This is a genomic window from Rhizobium sp. NXC24 (genome assembly GCF_002944315.1).
GTDB lineage: Bacteria > Pseudomonadota > Alphaproteobacteria > Rhizobiales > Rhizobiaceae > Rhizobium.
Genome location: NZ_CP024311.1, coordinates 3,482,478 through 3,504,730, shown reverse-complemented (window position 1 = coordinate 3,504,730; position 22,253 = coordinate 3,482,478). Strand labels below are relative to the sequence as shown.

The 22,253-nt window shown below is 60.6% G+C and carries 22 protein-coding genes and 1 tRNA gene; 16 read left to right on the top strand and 7 right to left on the bottom strand.

Annotated elements, in window-relative coordinates; all coding sequences use genetic code 11:
- Window positions 1–108: 108 nt before the first annotated feature.
- The 4 genes from NXC24_RS17240 (at window position 109) to NXC24_RS17225 (ending at window position 4,288) form a co-directional block, all read left to right on the top strand.
- Complete coding sequence (locus NXC24_RS17240; protein WP_104824407.1) at window positions 109–1,092, top strand: arabinose ABC transporter substrate-binding protein; 984 nt, start codon at window positions 109–111, stop codon at window positions 1,090–1,092.
- A gap of 69 nt (window positions 1,093–1,161) precedes the next feature.
- On the top strand, window positions 1,162–2,667 hold the full coding sequence (araG, locus tag NXC24_RS17235; RefSeq protein ID WP_104824406.1) for an L-arabinose ABC transporter ATP-binding protein AraG: 1,506 nt from the start codon (window positions 1,162–1,164) through the stop codon (window positions 2,665–2,667).
- Window positions 2,668–2,684: 17 nt separating this feature from the next.
- On the top strand, window positions 2,685–3,638 hold the full coding sequence (araH, locus tag NXC24_RS17230; RefSeq protein WP_104824405.1) for an L-arabinose ABC transporter permease AraH: 954 nt from the start codon (window positions 2,685–2,687) through the stop codon (window positions 3,636–3,638).
- Window positions 3,639–3,856: 218 nt separating this feature from the next.
- Window positions 3,857–4,288, top strand: coding sequence for an OsmC family protein (locus NXC24_RS17225; protein WP_104824404.1), 432 nt, complete (start codon window positions 3,857–3,859; stop codon window positions 4,286–4,288).
- Window positions 4,289–4,544: 256 nt separating this feature from the next.
- On the opposite strand, the gene NXC24_RS17215 is transcribed toward NXC24_RS17225, so the two are convergent.
- A complete protein-coding gene (locus NXC24_RS17215; RefSeq protein ID WP_104824403.1) occupies window positions 4,545–4,895 on the bottom strand; it encodes a DoxX family protein in 351 nt (116 codons plus the stop codon).
- A gap of 125 nt (window positions 4,896–5,020) precedes the next feature.
- Here NXC24_RS17215 and NXC24_RS17210 point away from each other — a divergent pair, with 125 nt between their 5' ends.
- From NXC24_RS17210 to NXC24_RS17190, 5 genes are all read left to right on the top strand, one after another.
- Window positions 5,021–5,593, top strand: coding sequence for a TetR/AcrR family transcriptional regulator (locus tag NXC24_RS17210; RefSeq protein ID WP_104825221.1), 573 nt, complete (start codon window positions 5,021–5,023; stop codon window positions 5,591–5,593).
- A 150-nt stretch (window positions 5,594–5,743) separates the two neighbouring features.
- The gene (locus NXC24_RS17205) at window positions 5,744–6,223 is read left to right on the top strand and encodes a hypothetical protein (protein WP_104824402.1); all 480 of its coding nucleotides are present in this window, start codon (window positions 5,744–5,746) and stop codon (window positions 6,221–6,223) included.
- A gap of 132 nt (window positions 6,224–6,355) precedes the next feature.
- The gene (locus NXC24_RS17200; protein ID WP_104824401.1) at window positions 6,356–6,964 is read left to right on the top strand and encodes a TetR family transcriptional regulator; all 609 of its coding nucleotides are present in this window, start codon (window positions 6,356–6,358) and stop codon (window positions 6,962–6,964) included.
- A gap of 73 nt (window positions 6,965–7,037) precedes the next feature.
- On the top strand, window positions 7,038–8,186 hold the full coding sequence (locus tag NXC24_RS17195; RefSeq protein ID WP_104824400.1) for an efflux RND transporter periplasmic adaptor subunit: 1,149 nt from the start codon (window positions 7,038–7,040) through the stop codon (window positions 8,184–8,186).
- Window positions 8,187–8,206: 20 nt separating this feature from the next.
- Window positions 8,207–11,356 (top strand): efflux RND transporter permease subunit, encoded by a 3,150-nt coding sequence (locus tag NXC24_RS17190; RefSeq protein WP_199773489.1) that lies wholly within the window; start codon window positions 8,207–8,209, stop codon window positions 11,354–11,356.
- Between the two features lie 57 nt (window positions 11,357–11,413).
- On the opposite strand, the gene NXC24_RS17185 is transcribed toward NXC24_RS17190, so the two are convergent.
- The 4 genes from NXC24_RS17185 to NXC24_RS17170 all read right to left on the bottom strand — a co-directional run bounded on the left by NXC24_RS17185 (window position 11,414) and on the right by NXC24_RS17170 (window position 15,466).
- Window positions 11,414–12,217: a metallophosphoesterase family protein gene (locus tag NXC24_RS17185; RefSeq protein WP_245463897.1), complete on the bottom strand. Its 804-nt coding sequence runs from the start codon at window positions 12,215–12,217 to the stop codon at window positions 11,414–11,416.
- A 362-nt stretch (window positions 12,218–12,579) separates the two neighbouring features.
- The gene (locus NXC24_RS17180) at window positions 12,580–13,053 is read right to left on the bottom strand and encodes a VOC family protein (protein WP_104824398.1); all 474 of its coding nucleotides are present in this window, start codon (window positions 13,051–13,053) and stop codon (window positions 12,580–12,582) included.
- Window positions 13,054–13,259: 206 nt separating this feature from the next.
- Window positions 13,260–14,276, bottom strand: a complete 1,017-nt coding sequence (gene pdxA / locus NXC24_RS17175; RefSeq protein WP_104824397.1) for a 4-hydroxythreonine-4-phosphate dehydrogenase PdxA — start codon at window positions 14,274–14,276, stop codon at window positions 13,260–13,262.
- On the bottom strand, window positions 14,273–15,466 hold the full coding sequence (locus NXC24_RS17170) for a four-carbon acid sugar kinase family protein (protein WP_104824396.1): 1,194 nt from the start codon (window positions 15,464–15,466) through the stop codon (window positions 14,273–14,275). The genes pdxA and NXC24_RS17170 overlap by 4 nt, the downstream gene beginning before the upstream one ends.
- A 251-nt stretch (window positions 15,467–15,717) precedes the next feature.
- On the opposite strand from NXC24_RS17170, the gene NXC24_RS17165 reads away from it, so the two are divergent.
- Both NXC24_RS17165 and NXC24_RS17160 read left to right on the top strand, forming a co-directional pair.
- On the top strand, window positions 15,718–16,188 hold the full coding sequence (locus NXC24_RS17165) for a cupin domain-containing protein (protein ID WP_104824395.1): 471 nt from the start codon (window positions 15,718–15,720) through the stop codon (window positions 16,186–16,188).
- A gap of 268 nt (window positions 16,189–16,456) precedes the next feature.
- A complete protein-coding gene (locus NXC24_RS17160) occupies window positions 16,457–16,801 on the top strand; it encodes a CAP-Gly domain protein (protein ID WP_104824394.1) in 345 nt (114 codons plus the stop codon).
- Between the two features lie 53 nt (window positions 16,802–16,854).
- Here the strand turns inward: NXC24_RS17160 and NXC24_RS17155 are convergent, their stop codons facing one another.
- Window positions 16,855–17,781 (bottom strand): DUF2971 domain-containing protein, encoded by a 927-nt coding sequence (locus NXC24_RS17155; RefSeq protein WP_158704494.1) that lies wholly within the window; start codon window positions 17,779–17,781, stop codon window positions 16,855–16,857.
- A 135-nt stretch (window positions 17,782–17,916) separates the two neighbouring features.
- A tRNA-Thr gene (locus NXC24_RS17150) sits at window positions 17,917–17,991 on the bottom strand.
- 154 nt (window positions 17,992–18,145) lie between these two features.
- On the opposite strand from NXC24_RS17150, the gene NXC24_RS17145 reads away from it, so the two are divergent.
- The 5 genes from NXC24_RS17145 to NXC24_RS17125 all read left to right on the top strand — a co-directional run bounded on the left by NXC24_RS17145 (window position 18,146) and on the right by NXC24_RS17125 (window position 22,253).
- Window positions 18,146–18,415, top strand: coding sequence for a hypothetical protein (locus NXC24_RS17145; RefSeq protein WP_245463896.1), 270 nt, complete (start codon window positions 18,146–18,148; stop codon window positions 18,413–18,415).
- A gap of 141 nt (window positions 18,416–18,556) precedes the next feature.
- Window positions 18,557–19,849: a UDP-N-acetylglucosamine 1-carboxyvinyltransferase gene (gene murA, locus NXC24_RS17140; RefSeq protein ID WP_104824392.1), complete on the top strand. Its 1,293-nt coding sequence runs from the start codon at window positions 18,557–18,559 to the stop codon at window positions 19,847–19,849.
- 131 nt (window positions 19,850–19,980) lie between these two features.
- Complete coding sequence (locus NXC24_RS17135; protein ID WP_104824391.1) at window positions 19,981–20,424, top strand: DUF2948 family protein; 444 nt, start codon at window positions 19,981–19,983, stop codon at window positions 20,422–20,424.
- A gap of 53 nt (window positions 20,425–20,477) precedes the next feature.
- On the top strand, window positions 20,478–21,776 hold the full coding sequence (gene hisD, locus NXC24_RS17130) for a histidinol dehydrogenase (protein WP_104824390.1): 1,299 nt from the start codon (window positions 20,478–20,480) through the stop codon (window positions 21,774–21,776).
- A gap of 3 nt (window positions 21,777–21,779) precedes the next feature.
- Complete coding sequence (locus tag NXC24_RS17125) at window positions 21,780–22,253, top strand: UPF0262 family protein (RefSeq protein ID WP_104824389.1); 474 nt, start codon at window positions 21,780–21,782, stop codon at window positions 22,251–22,253.

Genomic DNA, 22,253 nt, shown 5'->3' with positions numbered 1-22,253 from the left:
ATTATAATCATCATACATTGGCAATTGACTGGTATGATGATTTATCATAATTCAAGAAGCACTGCCAGGGAGGGCAGTGTGCTTCATTTCGAATTTTGGGAGAGAGTCATGCGCTTTTTCAAAGCAGCTATTCTGGCTGGTACGGTTGCGGTCATCGCAGCCACCTCCGCCTTGGCGGCAGACGTGAAAATCGGCTTCGTGGTCAAGCAACCGGAAGAACCCTGGTTTCAGGACGAATGGAAGTTCGCCGACATCGCCGCCAAGGAGAAGGGCTTCACGCTCGTCAAGATCGGCGCGCAGGATGGCGAAAAGGTTCAGGCTGCGATCGACAATCTCGGCGCCCAGGGTGCGGAGGGCTTCATCATCTGCACGCCCGATGTGAAGCTCGGCCCTGGCATCGTCGCCAAGGCGGCGGCCAACCAGCTCAAGCTGATGACGGTTGACGACCGTCTGGTCGGCGCCGACGGCAAGCCGCTGGAAGACGTGCCGCATATGGGCATTTCCGCCACCAAGATCGGCGAGAGCGTCGGCCAGGCGATTGTCGATGAAATCAAGAAGCGCGGCTGGGACATGAAGAATGTCGGCGCGATCCGCGTTTCCTACGACCAGCTTCCGACCGCTGTCGACCGCGTCGAAGGCGCTATTTCGGTGCTGAAGGGTGCCGGTTTCCCGGCCGCGAACATCTATGACGCGCCACAGGCCAAAACCGACACGGAAGCAGCGCTCAATGCTGCGACCACCGTGCTCAACAAGCATGCCGACGTGAAATACTGGGTGGCCTTCGGCCTCAACGACGAAGCCGTGCTCGGCGCTGTCCGCGCGACGGAATCGGTCGGCATTCCCGCCGCCAACGTCGTCGGTGTTGGCATCGGCGGCGCGGATTCGGCAATCAACGAATTCAAGAAGCCGCAGCCGACGGGCTTCTTCGGCACCGTCATCATATCGCCGAAGCGTCACGGCTACGAAACCGCGATCGATATGTACGACTGGATCGCCAACAGCAAGGAACCGCCGAAGCTGACGCTGACCTCCGGTTCGCTGGCGCTGCGCGGCGATTATCAGAAGGTCCGCAAGGATCTCGGTATCGAATGATCGTCCTCTCCGGATGATCGCGGCCCGGTGGCAGTTTTGCCGCCGGGCTCTTTTACCAGCGAGAGAAACATGGCCTTTCTCGAATTCAACGGTATTTCGAAGAGCTATCCCGGCGTTCAGGCGCTGTCGAACATCACCTTTCCGGTCGTCAAAGGCGCCGTGCATGGGCTGATGGGCGAAAACGGCGCCGGAAAGTCGACGCTGATCCGCATTCTTTCCGGCGATCAGGCGGCGGATGCGGGTACGATATCCATCGACGGCCAGGAGCAGCACTATCATTCGGTGCGGGATGCTTTTCACGCCGGCGTCACCGTCATCCATCAGGAATTGCAACTGGTGCCGGAACTGACGGTCGCCGAAAACCTGTGGCTCGGCCGCTTTCCGGCGAAAGCCGGCATCATCAATAGCAAGACGCTCGTCGATACCGTGCGCGCCAAGCTCCAGGAGATCGGCATCGATGTCGATCCGGCCGCCAAGGTGTCGTCGCTGTCGATCGGCGCGCGGCAGATGGTGGAAATCGCCAAGGCCGTCATGGTCGATGCCCGTGTCATCGCACTGGACGAGCCGACGTCGTCGCTGTCGTCGCGCGAGAGCGAGATTCTGTTTTCGCTGATCGAGCGGCTGAAATCGAACGGCACCGTCATCCTCTACGTCTCGCATCGGCTGGACGAGATATTCCGGCTCTGCGATGGCCTGACGGTGTTGCGCGACGGTAAGCTCGCGGCACACCATCCTGACATCAGGAAAGTAACGCGCGAGCAGATCATTGCCGAAATGGTCGGCCGCGAGATCAGCAATATCTGGGGCTGGCGCGGGCGGCAGCTCGGGCCTGTCCGGCTGGAGGTCAAAGGGCTCTCAGGGTCGAGACTTCCGACGCCGATCAATTTCTCCGTCCGCAGGGGCGAAATCCTTGGCTTCTTTGGCCTGATCGGCGCCGGCCGCAGTGAGATGGCCCGGCTGTTGTTTGGTGCCGATCATCGTCACCAGGGCACGGTCACTATCGATGGCGTCACGGTCGCTCCGAACAATCCCAAGGCAGCGATCCATGCCGGCATGGTGCTCTGCCCGGAGGACCGCAAGCTCGATGGGATCATCCAGGGCCGTTCGATCCAGGAGAATATCGCCATTTCCTCGCGGCGGCATTTTTCGCCGTTGGGCCTATTGAGCCCGCGCAAGGAAGCGGCCCTTGCCGATCAGTTCATCGCCAGGCTGCGCGTGCGCACGCCGTCGCGCAAGCAGGACATCATCAATCTTTCCGGCGGCAATCAGCAGAAGGTTATTCTCGGCCGCTGGCTGTCCGAACAGGGCGTCAAGGTGCTGGTCATCGATGAGCCGACGCGCGGCATCGATGTCGGAGCAAAATCGGAAATCTATGAAATCCTTTATGAATTGGCAGCCGGCGGCATGGCGATCGTCGTCATCTCCAGCGAACTGCCGGAGGTCATGGGCATTTCAGACCGGATCATGGTGATGTGCGGCGGCAAGGTCGCTGCCTATGTGACGCGGGCGAATTTCAACGAGCACCAGATCCTCACCGCCGCATTGCCGGACAAAAACGCCGCAAGCACATTCTGACTAGGGAAATCGTGACGATGTCTTCCTTGAAAAAAATCCTTCTCGGCGAACAGGGCCTCGTCGTCATCTTCGCGGTGGCCTTCGTCATCGTGTCGCTGACGGTTCCGAATTTCCTGACCGAGCGCAACATGATCGGCCTGCTGCAATCGGTTGTCACGATCGGCATCGTTGCCTGCACCATGATGTTTTGCCTGGCCTCACGCGATTTCGATCTTTCCGTCGGCTCGACCGTCGCCTTCTGCGGCATGATCGCGGTCATGGCCTCGAACGTCACAGGCTCCATCATTCTCGGCCTGCTGGCGGCGCTCGTCTGCGGCGCGATCGTCGGTCTCGTCAACGGTGCGCTCATCGCCAAGCTGCGCATCAATGCGCTGATCGCGACGCTTGCCACTATGCAGATCGTCCGTGGTCTGGCGCTGATCGCCTCGGACGGCCGCGCGGTCGGCATCAACGACCCGAATTTCTATCAACTGGCACTCTCGACCTTTCTTGGCATTCCGACGCCGATCTGGATCATGGTGATCCTGTTCCTCCTATTCGGCTTCGTGCTGAATCGCACCACCTTCGGCAAGAATACGCTGGCGATCGGCGGCAATCCGGAGGCCTCGCGGCTGGCGGGCGTGAACGTCGCCACGATGCGGATCTGGATCTTCACGCTGCAGGGCTTCATCTGCGCCATCGCCGGCATCCTCCTGTCCTCGCGCATCACCTCCGGGCAGCCGAATGCGGCGATCGGCTTGGAGCTGCTGGTCATCTCGGCCTGCGTGCTCGGCGGCGTCTCGCTCGCGGGCGGCCGGGCCTCGATGAGCGGCGTCATCGTCGGCGTGCTGATCATGGGCATTGCCCAGAACGTCATGAATCTCCTCAATATTCCGGCCTTCTATCAATATCTCGTCCTTGGCTCGATCCTGCTGATCGCGGTGACGCTGGACAATATTCGCTCGGCCGCGGCGGGACGTGCGAGGGGATAGCCAAGGGTTGACCAGAGCCCCAGAGGTTAATTGTTACAGCGCTGTCGTCTTCGGCGGATAGAGCATTATATTGTCGATTGAGGCAGCCCAGAGCATCCCGCTTTCAAGCGACTATGCGTTCCAGCGAACGCAGGTCGCTCTGGTGCTGCCTCCTACGGCCATTGCGGGGAGGGCAAGGGGCTCTTTCCCGGCGTTCAATCAACGACTAGGAGGACGGCATGCAGATCAATCGTACAGGTTCGGCCCAGTGGTCCGGCGGTCTGAAGGACGGCAAGGGTCAGATTTCGACCCAGAGCGGTGCGCTCAATCACTATCCCTACGGTTTTGCCAGCCGCTTCGAAGGCGTTCCCGGCACTAATCCGGAAGAGCTGATCGGTGCGGCCCATGCCGGCTGCTTCACCATGGCTCTGTCGCTGATCCTCAATGAAGCCGGTTTCACCGCCGAAAGCATGGAAACGACCGCCAAGGTCACGCTTGAAAGCGTCGAAGGCGGCTTTGCCATCACCGCCATTCACCTGACGCTGACCGGCAAAGTCCCCGGCGCCGACGAAGCCACATTCACCGAACTCGCCAACAAGGCCAAGGCCGGTTGCCCGGTTTCCAAGGCGCTTGCTTCCGTTCCGATCTCTCTGGAAGTGCACGCCGCCTGAGCAGTCCTTTCGATGGAGAGCGCCGTGCCGATGGTGCGGCGCTTTTTACATGCCAGGCGTTAGGGCACGGCATCGGACGGCATGAGCCGATGCGAACCGCAGCGCAACTCATGCTACGTACTCGCCGTGAGCGCGAGCAGTTTGCAGGTCGCCGATCGACATTTCGCCCTGGGCTGCGTCGGCATCGCTTTGCGCCATCGGCGCGATGTACGATCCCATCCTGTTTGCATCGTCAGGTTTCGTTGCAGCGAGATATTCAGACTTGACCGCTGACACTTGCCAGTGCCAGCAGCAACAGGAACACGAAAGGTGGCGGGAGCTCTCGATAGTTCCGGATACGGACAATGGCAGCGATCGCGGCGAGCATAATGCAAGCGCCCAACGCCGCCCCGATATATCGGGTGCCAGCTGTTATCAAGAGCACCGCCGTTGCAAGCTCGAAGGCGGCTGTGACCCAGCACCACCAGAAAGGAAATCCAAGTCGCACGAAACCCGCGCGGATTTTCGGATGTCCACTCGCATTGACGATAGCGCCGACGAGAAACGCCCCGGCGGCCAGCCAGACGAGGATTGTATCGAGCGATGTTGCGCCTGTGAAAATGTTCATTGGAACACCCGTTGATCTCTTCTGTATAGCGACGTCATTTAATCTAGCACTGCTAGTTTGTCAATCAATGTTCCTTTTGATAGTTTTGCATCAGGAAAATCGCGCGCATGAAGATTGAGGCACGGGTGGGTATCAGCGAACGCAAGACTCGAGAACGGGCCGAACGTGAACGGAGGATCGTCGTCGCTGCGAGGACGATCGCGGAACGCGACGGCTGGGCTTCCGTCACGATCCGGCGCCTCGCCGAGGAGATAGAATACAGTCAGCCAGTTCTCTATTCGCATTTTGAAAATCGCGACCAGATCGTCGGAGCGGTCGCGCTCGAAGGCTTCGGCGAATTGGCTGCGATGCTCGGCGCCGCGATCCGGCCATCATCCACATCAAAGGAGCGAGTGGAAGACATCGCAGTCGCCTATCTCGATTTCGCTTTCGCTCGCCCTGCGATGTACGAGGCGATGTTCGTTCTGCCGACTGGCCTCCGCTTCGCCAGATCCGACACGCCAGCTCAACTTCGCGATGGTTTCGGAGCCATGGCGACGGTGATCGCGCCGTTCTCCCGGGATGTGGATACGGCTACCGAAACTTTTTGGGCGGCACTTCACGGTCTGGCGGAGCTTGAACGTCACGGCAGGATAAGACCCGCTTTCCGGGCTCAACGTATCACGCTCATCATGCAGATGGTGACAAGTCAACTCTGAGAGCGGGCCCTGCGATTAATCTGATCCCGCATAAGAGGCTTGGAAAATGCGGGATAGTGCGCTCATATTCCGCCGTAAATGTACAATCCCGCATCCAGGGCCCGGACTATCCTTTTCACGGAAAATGCATTGCGAAAAGGGGATTGCAGAATGTCCGGACTCACGTTGATTCACGTCATTATCAGCCTGATCTCCATCGCTGCCGGCATCGTCGTCGCAGAGGGATTGATTTCCGTGAAGCGCCATGAGCGCTCCACGTTTGTCTACATGGTCACCATTCTGCTCACGAGTTTGACCGGATTCCTCTTTCCTTTCAACGGCATTACGCCCGGCATCGTATTCGGCATCATCACCGTTCTGCTTTTCATTCCGACGGCAATCGCCCGCTACAGGCAGCGGATGGCCGGTATCTGGCGGCTTGTTTTCATCGTCGGCAGCCTGCTGATGCTCTATCTCAATTGTGTTGTGCTGATCGTTCAGTCCTTCCAGAAAATTCCATTGCTCAATACGCTGGCACCCATGGGGAACGAGCCGCCGATCCTCGCCGTACAGACCGTATTGCTGCTCGCGTTCCTGATCGTCGGCTTCCTCAGCGTCCGCCGTTTCCAGCCGTCGCTTCTGCGTATCTAATTATCGCAATCTGACTCCATCGACAGCGTCTCAACCGCCTCGTTTCGCGGAGCGGCTTCTTGACATTTGAGCCTTGATGATTTACGAGTGACGAAAATTAAAAATCGTCACTCGTAAATCGGAAGCAACCCAATGCTCGATCCTTCTGCGGTTAGCGCCGATCTTGCACGTCAGGAGAACGTAACGCGGATTCTCGATTCCGCCGAAAAACTGTTTCGCCACTACGGCTACAGCAAGACGACGGTTGCCGATATCGCCCGTGATCTCGGTATGTCGACCGCGAATATCTATCGGTTCTTCGCGTCCAAGACGGAAATCCACCAGGCCCTGTGCGGCCGCATGCTCGCGCTGAGCTACAAGATGGCCTACGACATCCGTCACATGCCGATCAGCGCTTCCGAGCGGCTGCGCACTTATGTCCATGCCCAATACAAGTTGACGCTCGAGACGATGCTCGACGAACAGAAGGTGCATGAGATGGTCGTCGTCGCCATCGAGCGCGATTGGCATGTCATCGAAAAGCACATTGACCGGATCCATGACCTCATGGCTGAAATCATTGCCGAAGGCATCGCCGCCGGCGAGTTTTTCGAACAGGATCCAGTCGCCGCCTCGAAATGCTTCGGCGCGGCGACAATCATTTTGTGCCACCCGCAAATGGTCGCGCAATGTCTTGCGAAGACGAACCGGGCGGAACCGGACGATCTTATCGAATTTGCTATCAGAGCGCTAAAGAAATAGTAGTACGCGCATTGGATGATCCACGCGCCTTTGCATTGCATTTGACTAAAGCCGTTTGATCAAGGAGAGCGACATGGTTTCGCTGACGACCAACATACGATCCGCTGCCGGCGCTGCCGTCTTTGCTGCCGTTGCGCTCACGCTTTCGGGCTGCAACGAGAAGAAAGAAGAGACTGCGGAGGTGATCCGGCCGGTGAAAGTGGTCGAGATCGCCCAGGCGGATACGACGCGCAAGCTCGACTATTCCGGTGCGGTCAAGGCGCGGACGGATATGAACCTCGGCTTCCGGGTCAACGGCAAGATCGTCGAGCGCAAGGTGGATATCGGCGAGAAGGTCAAGCCCGGCGACGTGCTCGCCCGCATCGACTCCACCGATTACGCTTTAGCCGTGCGCCGCTCCCAGGCCGATCTCGATGCGGCCGAGAAGCAGGTGCAGACCACGGAGCTCGCCCGCAATCGCGCGCAGCAGCTCTTCGACAAGAACGTTTCGCCGAAATCGCAGCTCGAACAGGCCGAGCTTTCCTATGACCAGGCCGTATCGACGCGGGATTCAGCCGTGTCGGCCTTGGCGGAAGCGAAGAACCAGGTCGCCTATACCGATCTGACTTCGGACATGAACGGCATCGTGACGACCATCAATGCCGATGTCGGTCAGGTGGTCGGCTCCGGCACGCCCGTCATCACCGTTGCCGTCGACGGTGAGAAGGAAGCGCAGATCGCTGTCCCGGAAATGGATATTGCGCAATTCAAGGTCGGTAAGGACGTCAAGGCGCGCTTCTGGTCCGATGACGCGCTGGTGCTGGACGGCAAGGTGCGTGAGGTATCCGGAAGCGCCGACGCGCAGTCGCGTACCTTTGCGGTCCGCGTCAGCCTGCCCAACGATCCGCGCGTGCTGCTCGGCATGACCGCGACCATCGAGGCGCTGGCCGACAATACCCGGCCTTTCGTCTCCATTCCGCTGAGCGCGCTTGCGGAGAAGGACGGTCAGCAGATCGTCTGGTTGGTCGACCGCAGTGCCGGCACCGTGCACTCCCGCAGCGTCAAGGTTGCCGACTTTGCCGATGATGGCGTGCGTGTCGCCGATGGCCTCAAGGCCGGTGACGTCGTCGTTGCCGCCGGCACGCAATTCATGAGCGAGAACATGAAGGTCAAGGTGCCGACCGGGCAGCAGGCTTCGGCTGAGACACATGGCAGCGCCGCGGCTGCCGATATCGTGCGCTGAAAGGATCGAGGGGCGGGACAATGATTATCAACAGCACCTCCGACGAAAAGAAGCGCTTCAACCTGTCGCGTTGGGCGATCGGCCATCCGAGCATCGCGCGCTTCCTGTTCGCGCTGATCATCATCGCCGGCGCGCTTGGGCTCACGCACATGGGCCAGAAGGAAGATCCGGATTTCACCTTCCGCGTCATGGTCGTGCAGACCATCTGGCCTGGCGCCTCGCTGCAGGACATGGAAGACCAGGTGGTCAACAAGATCGAGCGCAAGCTGCAGGAAACCCCGCATCTCGATTGGGTCAAATCCTATACCCGCGCCGGCTTTGCCATCACCACCGTCCAGATCAAGGGCGACACGAACACCGAACAGGTGAAGGACGCCTTCTATCAGGTGCGCAAGAAGGTCGGCGATATCGCCAACACGCTGCCCTCCGGCCTGCTCGGCCCCTATTTCAACGATGAGTTCGGCGATACCTTCATCACCCTGCATTCGATCAGCGGTGCCGGCTACAGCTATCCTGAGTTGAAGAAATTCGCGATCCAAGCCCGTGATATGCTGCTCGAGACGCCCGGCGTCGAGAAGGCTGTGATCATCGGCGATCAGCCCGAGCAGATCTATATCGATGTCTCCTCCAAGGTGCTGGCCGAGCGCGGCCTGACGCTGACCGCCCTGCAGAACGCGATCGTCGGCCAGAACAATGTCGATCCGGCCGGCACCGTCGATACCAGCACGCGCTCGGTTCGCATCTCGGTCGAGGGGGACGTCAACAAGATCGAGGATATCAAGAATCTCCGGCTGACCGCCGGCGGCCAGGTGACGCGTCTCGGCGATATAGCGACGGTCAGCGCCGGGCTACAGGATCCTTACACGGCCAAGTTCCTCTATAACGGTCACGAGAGCGTCCAGCTCGGCGTCGTCATGGCCAATGGCAACAAGGTGACCGACGTCGGCAAGGCGGTGGAAGAGACCTACAAGCGTTTCGAGGCATCGCTGCCGGTCGGCGTGCAGGTCGACCAGATCTCCAACCAGCCGGAAGTGGTGACGGACGCCATCAGCGAGTTCATGCATGCGCTCGGCGAAGCGCTGGTGATCGTGCTGATCGTCTCCTTCCTGTCGATCGGCTGGCGCTCCGGCCTGGTGATCGCCATCGCCATTCCGCTGGTGCTGGCTGCGACCTTCGCGCTCATGTACGAGCTCGGCATCGACCTGCAGCGTATCTCGCTCGGCGCCCTCATCATCGCGCTCGGTCTCCTCGTCGACGACGCGATGATCGTGGTCGAATTGATGGAACGCAAGCTGGAGGAGGGGCTGGTCAAGCTCGATGCGGCAAGCTTTGCCTATTCCTCGACCGCCTTTCCGATGCTGACGGGTACGCTGATCACCACGGCGGGCTTCATCCCAGTCGGCTTCGCCGCGTCGACGGCCGGTGAATACGTTCGCACGCTCTTCTATGTCGTCGGTATCGCGCTGGTGATTTCCTGGTTCGTGGCGGTCTACTTCACGCCCTGGCTCGGCTATATGATCCTGAAGCAGCGGCATCATGCCGGCGAGCATCACGACGTCTTCGATACGCGCTTCTACCGCCGCCTGCGGTCGTCGGTGAGCTGGGCCGTGCGCCATCGCGTCATCGTGCTGCTTCTGACGCTCGCCGCTTTCGTCGGCAGCTTGTGGTCGTTCCAGTTCATTCCGCAGAACTTCTTCCCGCAGTCTTCGCGTCCGGAAATTCTGGTCGATCTCTGGCTGCCGGAAGGCACCAGCATCAAGGAAGTCGAACGCCAGGCGCAGAGGTTGCAGGCCCGCATGGCCGATGATCCCGACAAGCGGTTCATCGCCACCTATGTCGGCGAAGGTGCCCCGCGCTTCTTCCTGCCGCTCGATCAGCAGCTCACCAACCCGAACTATGCCCAGTTGCTGGTCATGGCCAAGGACGAGCCGGCGCGCGAGCGATTGATCGTCAAGCTGCGCAGCATGCTTGCCGCCGACTTCCCCTCGGTCCGCGCCAAGGTGGACCGCCTGTTCCTCGGTCCGCCGACCGGCTGGCCGGTGCAGTTGCGTGTCATGGGTCCGGACCGGCAGGAGGTTCGCCATATCGCCGATGATGTAAAAGCGCGCTTCGCGCAGAACCCGCTGCTCGGCGCTATCCATGACGACTGGCTGGAGCCGGTGCCGGCCATGAAGCTGGTGATCGATCAGGACCGCGCCCGTGCACTCGGCGTCACCTCGCAGCGTATCCGCCAGATGCTGCAGGCCTCGATGTCCGGCGTCACCCTCGACAATTATCGTGAGGGCGAGGAGACCGTCGGCATCGTTGCACGGGAGCCAGAGGCAAGCCGCCATCTGCTGACTTCGGTCAATTCCATCTATATCCCGACCGACTCCGGCGGTTTCGTGCCGTTGTCGCAGGTCGCAAAGGTCGTGCCCGTCATGGAGCAGAGCATCGAGTGGCGCCGCGACCGCCTGCCGACGATCACGGTTAGGGCGACGCTTCCCGACAATGTTCAGTCGAACGACGTGACGGCCAAACTCTACAACGACATGGCCGATCTCAGAAACAGCCTGCCGGCGGGCTACAAGATCGAGATTCAGGGCGGTGCCGAAGACAGCGCCGAAAGCCAGGCCTCGATCGCCGCCAAGGCACCGATCATGCTGGTCATCATCGTCGTGCTGCTGATGGCGCAGCTCCAGCACTTCGGCAAGGCGATGCTGGTGCTCTCCACCGGTCCGCTCGGCATCATCGGTGCAGCCGGTGCCCTGCTGATCAGCGGCGCGCCCTTCGGCTTCGTGGCGATCCTTGGCGTCATCGCGCTGCTTGGTATCATCATCCGCAATTCGATCATCCTCGTCGACCAGATCGATCAGGACATCGCGGCGGGCATGGACCGGAAGGAAGCGATCATTGGCTCGGCCGTCCGCCGTTTCCGGCCGATCATGCTGACGGCGTTGACGGCGGTTCTGGCGCTGATCCCGATCTCGCGCGGCGTTTTCTGGGGTCCACTTGCCTACGCCATGATGGGCGGCATCCTGGTTGCCACAGTGCTGACCATCTTCGTGCTGCCGGCGGGCTATGCGCTCTTTTTCGGCCGCGAGCCGAAGAAGAAAGGACAGCAGCCCGTCGAAGAGCAGGAGAGCAACGACGCCGTACATCATCTACCACCAGCTATGGCAGCGGAATAAAAAGCGCGGGCAGAGCGTGAAAGGGGCCCCGGCTTGTGCCGGGGCCCTTTTTTATTTTCAGCGGCGTGGCTCGAAGGTCTGTGTGAGGATCGAGCATTCGCCCGCCGCGATCTTGAGCACCGTCAGGCTTCCGCCCATGGCGGCGGCCGTGTCGATGCCAATGCGATGATTGCCAAAGTCGGGCCGCGCGGTCGGCGTATGGCCATGCACCACCAGCACCGGCAATTGCGGACCTTCGGAGAGGAAGGGGTCGCGGATCCAGATCAGGTCTTCGTCGGTCTGCTGTTCCAGCGGTATGGCAGGCCGGATGCCGGCATGGACGAAAAGGAGGGGACCGATGATGATGGCGATCGGCAGGGAGCGCAGCAATTCGACATGCGCCGGCGGCATGGCCTGAAGAACGGTTTCGCAGAGTTCTTCGATGCTCCTGCCTTCTTCGAGCAGCAGATATTCCACGTCGACGCCATAGGAGGCGAGTGTCTGTACGGCGCCGAACTCGAGCCAATGGCTGTTGGCGCGCGGATCGTCCAGGAATTTCAGGAAGACATCGTCGTGATTGCCGCAAAGGATATAGCGGTCAAAGCCCACAGGTGGCGGCTCGCACAGATGCTGCAGCACGTCGTTCGATCGCGGACCACGATCGACATAATCGCCGAGGAACATTAGGAGTTTCCGGCCGGGGATCGTGACGGCATCCGCAACGATATGCCTTTCCGCTTCGATCAACGCGTCGTAGCAGCCATGAATGTCGCTCAGCGCATAGATGGCGGTGTAGCCTTCCGCTGTCAGATCAATGCGGGATCGCGGTTCCATGGACTTCGCCGCTCTCCTGCCGAAAAGTTGATCGATTAGTCCGGTCATGGACATCCGCCTACACCAAACACGACGGCATAATCTTTTGAAAATATTTCAAGAATCCCGCCATTTTAGGGCGGTAGCGCAACGCTAGTCCAATGGATGGCCAGGTGCAAGACGCGCCGGAGGGCAGGACTTACGTCAAGGTTAAGAAAAACAAGGCGATACGAGTAGTCATGCCCTGGCGCGACCAACGCGATTCTTGGCGTTGGAGCGTTTTGCGACGGATGAATGTTTGTTCGCCGATGGCGCCATAGCGGTGCCGAACTGCATCCAGTTGCACGCCATCGAACGCCTGACGGCAGCCGATTTCTCCCGGGCGCAGCCATGGGCGGCGACCGGGAACTCCAAGTTGGAGACTTTGCCGACTAGCCCTCATAGGCCTTCTGCAGGCCGGCAATATCGAGCTTCACCATTTGCATCAATGCCTGCATGACGCGCGCGGCCTTGACGGGATCGGGATCGGACAGAAGTTTACTGAGCACGCTCGGCACGATCTGCCAGGAGACGCCATAGCGGTCCTTCAGCCAGCCGCATTGCTCGATTTCGCCGCCGTCGGCAAGACCGTCCCACAGCCAGTCGACCTCTGCCTGATCCTTGCAATCCACCGCCAGCGAGATCGCATGGGTATATTCGAAGCGTATGCCACCGTTCAGCGCCATGAAGCGCTGTCCCGCCAGCGTAAAGTCGACGACCAGCACGCTGTCGGCCTTGCCGGCCGGCGTATCGACTAGGTTCTTCTGCACGTGATCGATGCGTGAATCCGGAAATAGCGAGACATAGAATGTCGCGGCTTCCTCGGCCTCGCGCTCGAACCACAGGCATGGAGCAATCTTGGACAACGGCGTTTCTCCTCTTTCGGGTTGGGTTGACCAGAGGACGGATGGAAAGGGGAAATGCCGACAAGGGAGGAAAGATTTTTATGAGGGACTTTAATTTCCAGCGAGAGGCTAGCTGATTGTCATCCCCTCGCCCCGCTTGCGGGGATAGGGCTAGAGTGAGGGGCACAGGCACGACGTTGCGGCATCGGAGAGCGTGCCTGACAATCTCATCGATTGGCTGCCAACCGCTCCGCAAACTCGATCGCTTCGATCAGGCTGCGCTCATTGGCGATCCCCTTGCCGGCGATGTCGAAGGCCGTGCCGTGGTCGACGGAGGTGCGGACGATCGGCAAGCCGAGGGTGATGTTGACGCCGGAGAGGTCCATCCATTTCCCCGTCGCCGGGTCGATCTCGAAGCCCAGCAGCTTAACGGGGATATGCCCCTGATCGTGATACATGGCGACGACGGCGTCATATTGGCCGGCGCGCAGCTTGACGAAGACGGTATCGCCGGGGACCGGGCCGACGATATCCAGCCCATCTTCGACAGCCTTTGCGATCGTCGGCGCGGAAATGTCGATATCCTGCCGGCCGAAGAGGCCGCCTTCGCCGGCATGTGGATTGAGCGCCGCCACGGCAATTTTCGGCTTGGCGATGCCTAGCTGCTTGAGTGCCTTGTCGGTCAGGTCGATGACAAGGCGCAGCCGCTCGGGCGTCACGCGCTTCGGCACATCCTCCAGCGCGACATGGGTGGTGACGTGGCTGACGCGCATATTGCCATGGGCCAGCATCATCACTGAGCCGCGGGCGCCGGTGAGTTCGGCGAGCAGCTCGGTATGGCCGGCATAATGGAAGCCGGCCTTGTTCAGCGCTTCCTTGTTGAGCGGTGCAGTGACGATGCCGCCGACCTTGCCGGTCATGGCGAGCTGAACGCCCTTCTCGATCGCCTTGAAAGCCATGCGGCCGCCATCGGCAGAGAGCCGGCCCGGCAGAATCGGTTCGCCCTCCATATCGGCCTGAATGAAGCAGAGGTTCGGCCAGTCGTCTTCCATCCGGGCTTCCGGAATCTCTATATCGAGGCCGAGCTGCCGTTCGGCGAGCCGCAGGGCCGGGCCGCTGCCCATTATTGTAAGTTTAAGCTTACCTTCATCGAGCCTGCCTTTCAACCGGGCTGCGGCCTTGACGATAATTTCCGGGCCGATGCCGGCGGGGTCGCCCATGGTGATTGCCAGGTGCCGCCTCATGGTTCTTCTCCTCCGGCAATCAGCGCGTTTTCACTCAAGAGATCGCGCCATAGGGTGGGGCCTCCGAATGCGCCGGACTTGGAGATGACCGTGGTTCCCTGCCAAGGGCCGCCGACAATCGTGGAGCGGGGCAGGCCGGGTGCGGCCTGGCCGGTGATGCTGAGGGCGGTGACGTCGAGCGCCGCGCAAAGGTTCCGCAAGGTTTCGCCGCCGGCGACAATCAATGCGGCCGGCGCCGGCAATGCGTTGGCTATGCCGCCGAAAGTGGCCTCAATCCGCCTTGCCGCATCGTCGCGTTCGAGCCCGGTCGGCAGATCGAGACTGACCATGGCGACGCCGCTTTGCTGGATTTGTCTGTCGACCGCATCGGCGCTGGCGCCTTCCGCGAGCTTCAGCCAATTGGGGCCGCAGGCCTGGAGTTGCGCCAGCGTGATCGGCTGATCGGAGCCGAACAGGCCGAGCACCGGTCTTTGCAGCCTGCGCGAAACGGGGACAGTGGGCGCGGGCCGCTCTTCGCTCGCGTCCTTTTCGGGAGGAGGGCGGTGATGCGTTGCCAAATCGATATTGCGCGCCAGGGCGCGCGCCAGCCCACCGGTGCCGCTCCAAAGGACCGGTCCCTGTAGCTCAGATGATACCCATGCGATGACGGCGTCGAGGTCGTCATCCGAATGGGCGTCGAAAACATGGATGCCGTCCGGAATGGGGTCTCCGGCATCGACCTGGTGGTGACTGAGCGCCGTGTTGAAGGCCGGCAACCCCTCCGCTCTCAAATGAGCGACGAGATCGCCGCTGATATCGCGCCAGGCGTCCTTCCCGGCAAACAGCACCTGCCGCCCGCCGCGCGTGTGCCGCCCGTGATGCGGAAAGGCCGGCGCCAGAATGCAATGCCGCCAGTGGCCGAGCCGAAAGCAGGCCGCCAGTTCCGCCGCCCAAGGGCCGCGAAACAGGCTATCCACCTTCTTGAAGGCAAGATCGGCGCCCTCCAGCAGCGGCGCGATGCCGCCGACGATGGCCGCCGCTTCGGCCGCCGATTTCTCGCGCGTGCCGCTGTCGATCGCAAGGCAATCCGGCAGGCTTGCCGGAAGCGCATCTTCGCGCTGCACCTCGATCGGCCCATAGACGCCGACGAATTCCACAGCCGTGTCGAGCGCGCCGGTCAGATCGTCAGCGATGAGGCGGAGGGTGGGCATGAGCGATCATTGCCTCCGAAGGGCTCGGGATGCGGTGGAGATAAGCATGGAAATGACGTTCCAGTGTGCCGATTTGGGTGGGTGCAGTCTTTAAATTGTGGGGGAGTTGTCAAGTCGAAAGGGCCCGTAATCCGATTGGATGACCCGGGGAAACCTTGCTCGGAATGGTAGGCGGATTTATTCTGAACTGTTCGCGAGCCTGCCCCAGCGTGCAGCCGAGGCGGAAGGCCCGGCGACACAGGGAGGTTGTCATGAAAATCGCGTCGATACTTGCAATCGGCTGGATCGGATTTTGCGGAATCGCTTCCTTTGCCTGGGCAGAGCAGGCACACACACTGGTGGTTCCCAATGAAGTCAAGTGGGGCCCAGCCCCCAAAGTGCTTCCTGCCGGAGCACAAGCGGCGGTCTTGTTCGGCGATCCCATGAAGAAAGGCTTATTTGCCCTGCGGCTCAAAGTGCCAGCCGGCTATGCGATCCCACCGCACACGCATCCTGGCGATGAGGTTGTCACGATAATATCGGGGACGATCAATTTTGGAATGGGCAAGACCGCCGATCGGAGCGCCACCAAGCCACTGCCTGCGGGCAGTTTCTTCGCGTTGCCGCCCGGCACGGCGCATTTCGTTTACTTCAACGAGGAGACTGTCCTCCAGATCACTACCAATGGCCCCTGGGGGATCAAATATATCAATCCGGCGGACGATCCTCAAAAGTCGCAATAGCTGGTTGGAAGCTTGAAGGTTGCTGCCCTATCGCGGAGTAGGGCGGATGTCACACCAACGAATCGGTCCGCGCGCCGGTAGCCATTAGGCAATGAACGGCGCAATCTTCGGCCTTCACCGAGGCTTGTCGACGTTCGCTCCATCGCTGTTTGCGGCGCCGCAGATCCGGGTTGCGGCATTCGCCACGTTTACTCTCACGCTGATATGCGGCTATGCTGGCGTCCCGGCGATAGGGCACGGTGGTCCCTGTCGATCCAAGGAGAGCAGAGTGAGCTACGATTTCCATGTGGGCCAGAAGGTCGTCTGCATCAATGACACGTTCAAGCATGTCAGCATCGACCAGTTGATCCGCAAGGGAACGATCTACACGATCCGCTGGGTCGGCGAATACACCCATTATGTCGACGGCACCTTCATCGGCGTGAAGCTCGAAGAGATCCATCGCGGCAACGACGACGGCCCCGAAGGCTACGGCGCCGCCGACATGCCCTACCGCGCCACCCGCTTCCGCCCGCTGGTGAAGGACAAGATTGCCTCGCTCCGGAAACTGCTGGCGCCGACGCCGGATGCGCCGGTGGAGAAGGGGAGGGTTAAGAAGAGGGAGAAGGTTTGAGGGGGGCTTGCAATCCAACAGTGAGTTCGAAACCTGTTCATTTCGGGTTGGGGCTACCCAAGGTCCTCTGGTGCGCGAATGACCAACCCAAACGCATTTTCAGACCTGCTCGCAACCAGCAATTCCACATTGGGGTAGTTGGACGATAGGGCGGTAAGTTCTGCCCTATCGTCTGCGGACGTACGAAGACCAAATATTAGACCATCAAGTTCATTGCGGCCGAACGGAACATCCTCAAAAAGTTCTCCCGGACGTCTTCCCCCGCCGCTGTTTAAGCGCCACTCCTCCTCGTAAGCCCATTCGGTTGACTTCGTGTAGACCGCGCGATCAAGTATCCCAGCTCGATCTAGCGTTCCCACGCCTGCGAAAATATCTGCAAGTTGGATTTCGCTAACCAAGGGCGGTACCTGATCGACATATTCAATAGGCCGTGCCGCACCATATGGACTGTCAAACGCGGGTATTGATCTGAACCTGAGTATCACGCCCTTATGAGAGTCCGCGTAGTGCGCCCACATCAGGCTATTGTCTGGTCTGACCGTCAGGCAAAGGATTTTTAGGTCCTCTAGAAGCTTCGCGGCTTTGGCGTTCACCGTTGGTAACGCCTTTAGCATTCTCTCAAAACCCTCCTCAAAGGCGGGACCGAACTCACGAAACAGTTCATCCTTGCTCAATTTCACGCGAGGATCGCGAAGCAATTTAAAGAGCCTGCCAACCGGGTTTTGGGGATCAGGCTCCAATCGGCCTTGGTAGACATCCCATAGACGTTCTAAAGCCAACGGTTTTACGGACGCGAGGTCTGCCGTAATCTGCATGTTGAACTGAATGTCAAAGGGATCATTAAAAAGCGCAGGAGCAGACCAACGCAGCGTCCGGTTCCTGAGTACGATCTTTGCGGTGGTCGCCGTCATGTACTTGTAAAAGTACAAACGGTCATTGGTCCAGTTTTTAGAGATTACCAAAACTTTTTCGTAGTTCATCTCCAGCGTCAACCTAAGAATTTAAGAGAGGGTGCGACCGCTTACTTCCTGGAGGGCTTGACTCCAATTATGTAGATCACCAGTAATCTGGTCAGCCACGTCCCCAAATAGAGTGAGCATCTTCCTAGAAAAAACTGGTGCTGCTAGAGAGATTTGAACTCTCGGCCTCTCCCTTACCAAGGGAGTGCTCTACCCCTGAGCTATAGCAGCAAACCGTGGCGCGTTGTGTGCGCCGTATTGGGCGAGGCGGCTATTGCCATAGGTGAGAGGTAAGTGCAAGCCGCAAATTTCAAGTTCGGTGAAAGATCGCTGGAAAAATTATGTCGGTCTTTTGAAGCCGGGGGATTTCGGCTATGGGAAGGTCATGGGTGCGGATAAGACGAAAAGCGGTGATGAGCAGCTCTCGCAAGGCGGTTTGACGGCCGGCGGGGGGAAGGAAGGCGCAGGCGCGAAGCTTAACCTCGAGGCGGAGCGGCGGCGTGAGCGGGCGGCGCAGAAGCTGCGTGAAAATCTTGCCCGCCGCAAACAGCAGGTCCGGGCGCGCCGCGCCGGCCAGGCGGACGAGACGGATGGGCTTCCCGCCGCAAATTCGTCCGATGCAAAGGATGCCGCCGCAAAAATGGACGAATCGTAATGATTTGATGTTGGTCATCATCAAACAGCATCAAACGAATTGAAGCCTTAAACTATTTCGTCTAAACAGCGCTCTCTCCCCAAACGCGTGGAATTTGGCGCACGGAACTTCAGGAAAGGCGGGCCTCGCCCGTAGTCATATATGGATCGTATCAGGATTGTCGGCGGCAACGAGCTCAACGGTATCATTCCGATCTCCGGCGCCAAGAATGCGGCTCTGCCTCTGATGATCGCCTCGCTGCTGACAAGCGATACGCTGACGCTCGAAAACGTGCCGCATCTGGCCGATGTCGAGCTGCTGATGCGCATCCTCGGCAATCACGGCGTCGATGTCGCCGTCAACGGCCGACGCGAGCGCCAGGAAGACGGCTATTCCCGCACCATCCATTTCACCTGCCGCACCATCGCCGACACGACCGCTCCCTATGAGCTGGTCGCCAAGATGCGCGCCAGCTTCTGGGTCATCGGGCCGCTGCTTGCCCGCGAAGGCCAGGCGCGCGTGTCGCTGCCGGGCGGCTGCGCCATCGGCACGCGTCCGGTCGATCTCTTCATCGACGGCCTGACGGCGCTCGGCGCCACCATGGAAATCGACGGCGGTTACATCAACGCCACCGCGCCGAAGGGCGGCCTGATCGGCGCGCGCTATGTCTTCCCGAAGGTTTCGGTCGGCGCCACGCATGTGATGATGATGGCGGCGACGCTTGCCCGCGGCACGACGGTCATCGGCAATGCGGCCCGCGAGCCGGAAGTCGCCGATCTTGCCAATTGCCTCATCGCCATGGGCGCCAAGATTTCCGGTGCCGGCACCAGCACGATCACCATCGAAGGCGTCACCTCGCTCTCCGGCGCGCGCCATCGCGTCCTGCCGGATCGTATCGAGACCGGCACCTATGCCATGGCCGTCGCCATGGCCGGCGGCGATGTCCGCCTGGAAAACACCGACATGGCGCTGCTCGACACCGCGCTGGAAAGCCTGCGCCGCGCCGGCGCCGTTATCTCGGCGACCGAAAGCGGCATCCGCGTTCAGCGCAATGGCGGCGGCATCAAGCCGGTCGATATCGTCACCGATCCCTTCCCGGGTTTCCCGACCGACCTGCAGGCGCAGTTCATGGCGCTGATGACGCGCTCGACGGGCACCTCGCACATCACCGAGACGATCTTCGAAAACCGCTTCATGCATGTGCAGGAGCTCGCGCGCCTCGGCGCGAAGATCTCGCTCTCCGGCCAGACCGCCAAGATCGAAGGCGTCGAGCGTCTGAAGGGCGCGCCGGTCATGGCGACGGACCTGCGCGCCTCCGTCTCCCTCGTCATCGCCGGCCTTGCCGCCGAGGGCGAAACGCTGGTCTCGCGCATCTATCATCTCGATCGCGGCTTCGAGCGGCTGGAAGACAAGCTGACGCGCTGCGGTGCCATTGTCGAGCGCATCAGCGACTAATTCCGGCGGCCCATAGAAAGAGACAGGAGAAGCCTGTTTCTCCGGTTGCGTCTTGCCCGCCCGCATCCTATTTCCATCACTTGAGAAATGCCGGCATCGGCATTTCCGTGGCGATCGGGGATATCAGGCGAATGACCAATCTCAAGCTAATGGCGCTCGACAACGAAGATTTGGGCGTGATCTCCGCGCATATGCAGGACAGCGTCTTCAAGGTTTCCGACATGTCCTATGCGCCGCGGCTCGGGCAGTTTTCCGTTGCCGCCAACCGTTTCGTCTGGGAAGTGTCGGATCAGAAGGGCAAGCCGTTCGAGCGTCATCGCTCGGCGCTGGTGTTCAAGCGGGTGCTGGCGGTGCGCTCCAACGGCGTCGACCGGCGCCAGCGCGACGAGGTGCTGTCGCTGCTCGCCATCCGCTTCGATCAAAAGGGCGAAGGGCCGGATGGCACGATCGAGCTGACGCTCGCCGGCAAGGCGACGATCGCGCTCGATGTCGAATGTATCGAAGTTCAGCTTGCAGATATCGGCGGCGCGTGGGAAACGGCTAATAAGCCCAGTCATCCGGACGAGGCCAAGTAGGCGTACGAGTTTTCGCCGCGTGCGGCGGCCCCGAAGGAAGAGGATTATCAGCGTTGGCTATCTGGCTGGATCAGGCATCGGAAGGATTCGAACAGCAGTTCGCCGCTTTTCTGACGACCAAGCGGGAAGTATCCGAGGATGTGAACGCCGTCGTACGCGCCATCATCGATGATGTACGGGCGCGCGGAGATGCGGCTCTCGCCGATTATTCCAGGAAATTCGAGGGTATCGATTTCGCCGTCACGCCGATGCGTGTCAGCGAAGCGGAGATCGATGCGGCGGTTGCCGCCGTCCCCGCCGAAGTGCTGGGCGCGCTCAAAGTCGCCGCCACCCGCATCGAATCGCATCATCGCCGGCAATTGCCCAAGGATGATATTTATGAAGACGCTCTCGGCGTCGGTCTCGGCTCGCGCTGGACGGCGATCGAAGCCGTCGGCCTCTATGTGCCCGGCGGCACGGCGAGCTATCCGAGTTCGGTGTTGATGAATGCCGTGCCGGCCAAGGTCGCCGGCGTCGATCGCGTCGTCATCGCCGTGCCAACCATGAAGGGCGCGGTCAATCCGGCTGTTCTCGCGGCGGCCCGCATGGCCGGCGTCGAGGAGATTTACCGCGTCGGCGGGGCGCAGGCGATTGCGGCACTTGCCTACGGCACGGAAACGATCGCCCCCGTCGCTAAGATCACCGGCCCGGGCAATGCCTATGTTGCCGCCGCCAAGCGGCAGGTTTTCGGCACCGTCGGCATCGACATGATCGCCGGCCCTTCGGAAGTGCTCGTCATCGCCGACAAGCACAATGATCCGGATTGGCTCGCCGCCGATCTCCTGGCGCAGGCCGAGCATGACGAGGGCGCGCAGTCGATCCTGATCACCGATGACGCCGCGCTCGGCAAGGCCGTCGAAGGCGCCGTCGCGCGGCAGCTCAAGCAGCTCGGCCGGTCGCAGACGGCGACCGCGAGCTGGCGGGATTTCGGCGCCATCATCCTGGTTTCCGATCTGAAGCAGGCCGTTCCGCTCGCCAACCGTATCGCCGCCGAACATGTCGAGCTTGCCGTCGACGATCCGGATGCGCTGCTGGCCGGCATTCGCAATGCCGGCGCGATCTTCGTCGGGCGTCATACGCCGGAAGTGATCGGCGATTATGTCGGCGGCTCCAACCACGTGCTGCCGACGGCCCGCTCCGCGCGCTTCTCGTCCGGGCTTTCGGTGCTTGATTTCGTCAAGCGCACCTCGATCCTGAGGCTCGGTCCCGAGCAGTTGCGCACGCTTGGGCCTGCGGCGATCGCGCTCGCCAATTCCGAAGGGCTCGATGCCCATGCGCGATCCGTTGCGATCCGCCTCAATCTCGAAGGATAAGGCATGGCTGAAGGCGTCTTCCGGCTGAGCGACGTGATCCTGGACGACACGATCGGCCGTTCGACGCCCGATGTCGAGCACGAGCGCGCCGTCGCCATTTTCGATCTGATCGAGGAAAACAGTTTCGAGCCCGTCGGCCATGGCGGCGGGCCTTATCGGCTGAGCCTGTCTCTGGTCGACCAGAAGCTCGTCTTCGATATCCGCACGGAAGAGGGGGGCGTCGTCGCCACTCACATTCTGTCGCTGACGCCGTTCCGCAGGATCGTGAAGGACTACTTCATGATCTGCGAAAGCTATTACGAGGCTATCCGTTCCGCCACCCCCAGCCGCATCGAGGCGATCGACATGGGCCGCCGCGGCATTCACAATGAAGGCTCGCGGACGCTGATGGACCGGCTGAAGGGTAAGATCATCGTGGATTTCGATACGGCCCGGCGGCTTTTCACACTCGTCTGCGTGCTCTACTGGCGCGGGTGA

Bases quoted from the DNA above. Each gene is read 5' to 3' on its own strand.
- NXC24_RS17240 (WP_104824407.1), top strand. From the start codon at position 109: ATGCGCTTTTTCAAAGCAGCTATTCTGGCTGGTACGGTTGCGGTCATC.
- araG (WP_104824406.1), top strand. From the start codon at position 1,162: ATGGCCTTTCTCGAATTCAACGGTATTTCGAAGAGCTATCCCGGCGTT.
- araH (WP_104824405.1), top strand. From the start codon at position 2,685: ATGTCTTCCTTGAAAAAAATCCTTCTCGGCGAACAGGGCCTCGTCGTC.
- NXC24_RS17225 (WP_104824404.1), top strand. From the start codon at position 3,857: ATGCAGATCAATCGTACAGGTTCGGCCCAGTGGTCCGGCGGTCTGAAG.
- NXC24_RS17215 (WP_104824403.1), bottom strand. From the start codon at position 4,895: ATGAACATTTTCACAGGCGCAACATCGCTCGATACAATCCTCGTCTGG.
- NXC24_RS17205 (WP_104824402.1), top strand. From the start codon at position 5,744: ATGTCCGGACTCACGTTGATTCACGTCATTATCAGCCTGATCTCCATC.
- NXC24_RS17200 (WP_104824401.1), top strand. From the start codon at position 6,356: ATGCTCGATCCTTCTGCGGTTAGCGCCGATCTTGCACGTCAGGAGAAC.
- NXC24_RS17195 (WP_104824400.1), top strand. From the start codon at position 7,038: ATGGTTTCGCTGACGACCAACATACGATCCGCTGCCGGCGCTGCCGTC.
- NXC24_RS17190 (WP_199773489.1), top strand. From the start codon at position 8,207: ATGATTATCAACAGCACCTCCGACGAAAAGAAGCGCTTCAACCTGTCG.
- NXC24_RS17185 (WP_245463897.1), bottom strand. From the start codon at position 12,217: ATGACCGGACTAATCGATCAACTTTTCGGCAGGAGAGCGGCGAAGTCC.
- pdxA (WP_104824397.1), bottom strand. From the start codon at position 14,276: ATGAGGCGGCACCTGGCAATCACCATGGGCGACCCCGCCGGCATCGGC.
- NXC24_RS17170 (WP_104824396.1), bottom strand. From the start codon at position 15,466: ATGCCCACCCTCCGCCTCATCGCTGACGATCTGACCGGCGCGCTCGAC.
- NXC24_RS17165 (WP_104824395.1), top strand. From the start codon at position 15,718: ATGAAAATCGCGTCGATACTTGCAATCGGCTGGATCGGATTTTGCGGA.
- NXC24_RS17155 (WP_158704494.1), bottom strand. From the start codon at position 17,781: ATGAACTACGAAAAAGTTTTGGTAATCTCTAAAAACTGGACCAATGAC.
- NXC24_RS17145 (WP_245463896.1), top strand. From the start codon at position 18,146: ATGGGTGCGGATAAGACGAAAAGCGGTGATGAGCAGCTCTCGCAAGGC.
- murA (WP_104824392.1), top strand. From the start codon at position 18,557: ATGGATCGTATCAGGATTGTCGGCGGCAACGAGCTCAACGGTATCATT.
- NXC24_RS17135 (WP_104824391.1), top strand. From the start codon at position 19,981: ATGACCAATCTCAAGCTAATGGCGCTCGACAACGAAGATTTGGGCGTG.
- NXC24_RS17125 (WP_104824389.1), top strand. From the start codon at position 21,780: ATGGCTGAAGGCGTCTTCCGGCTGAGCGACGTGATCCTGGACGACACG.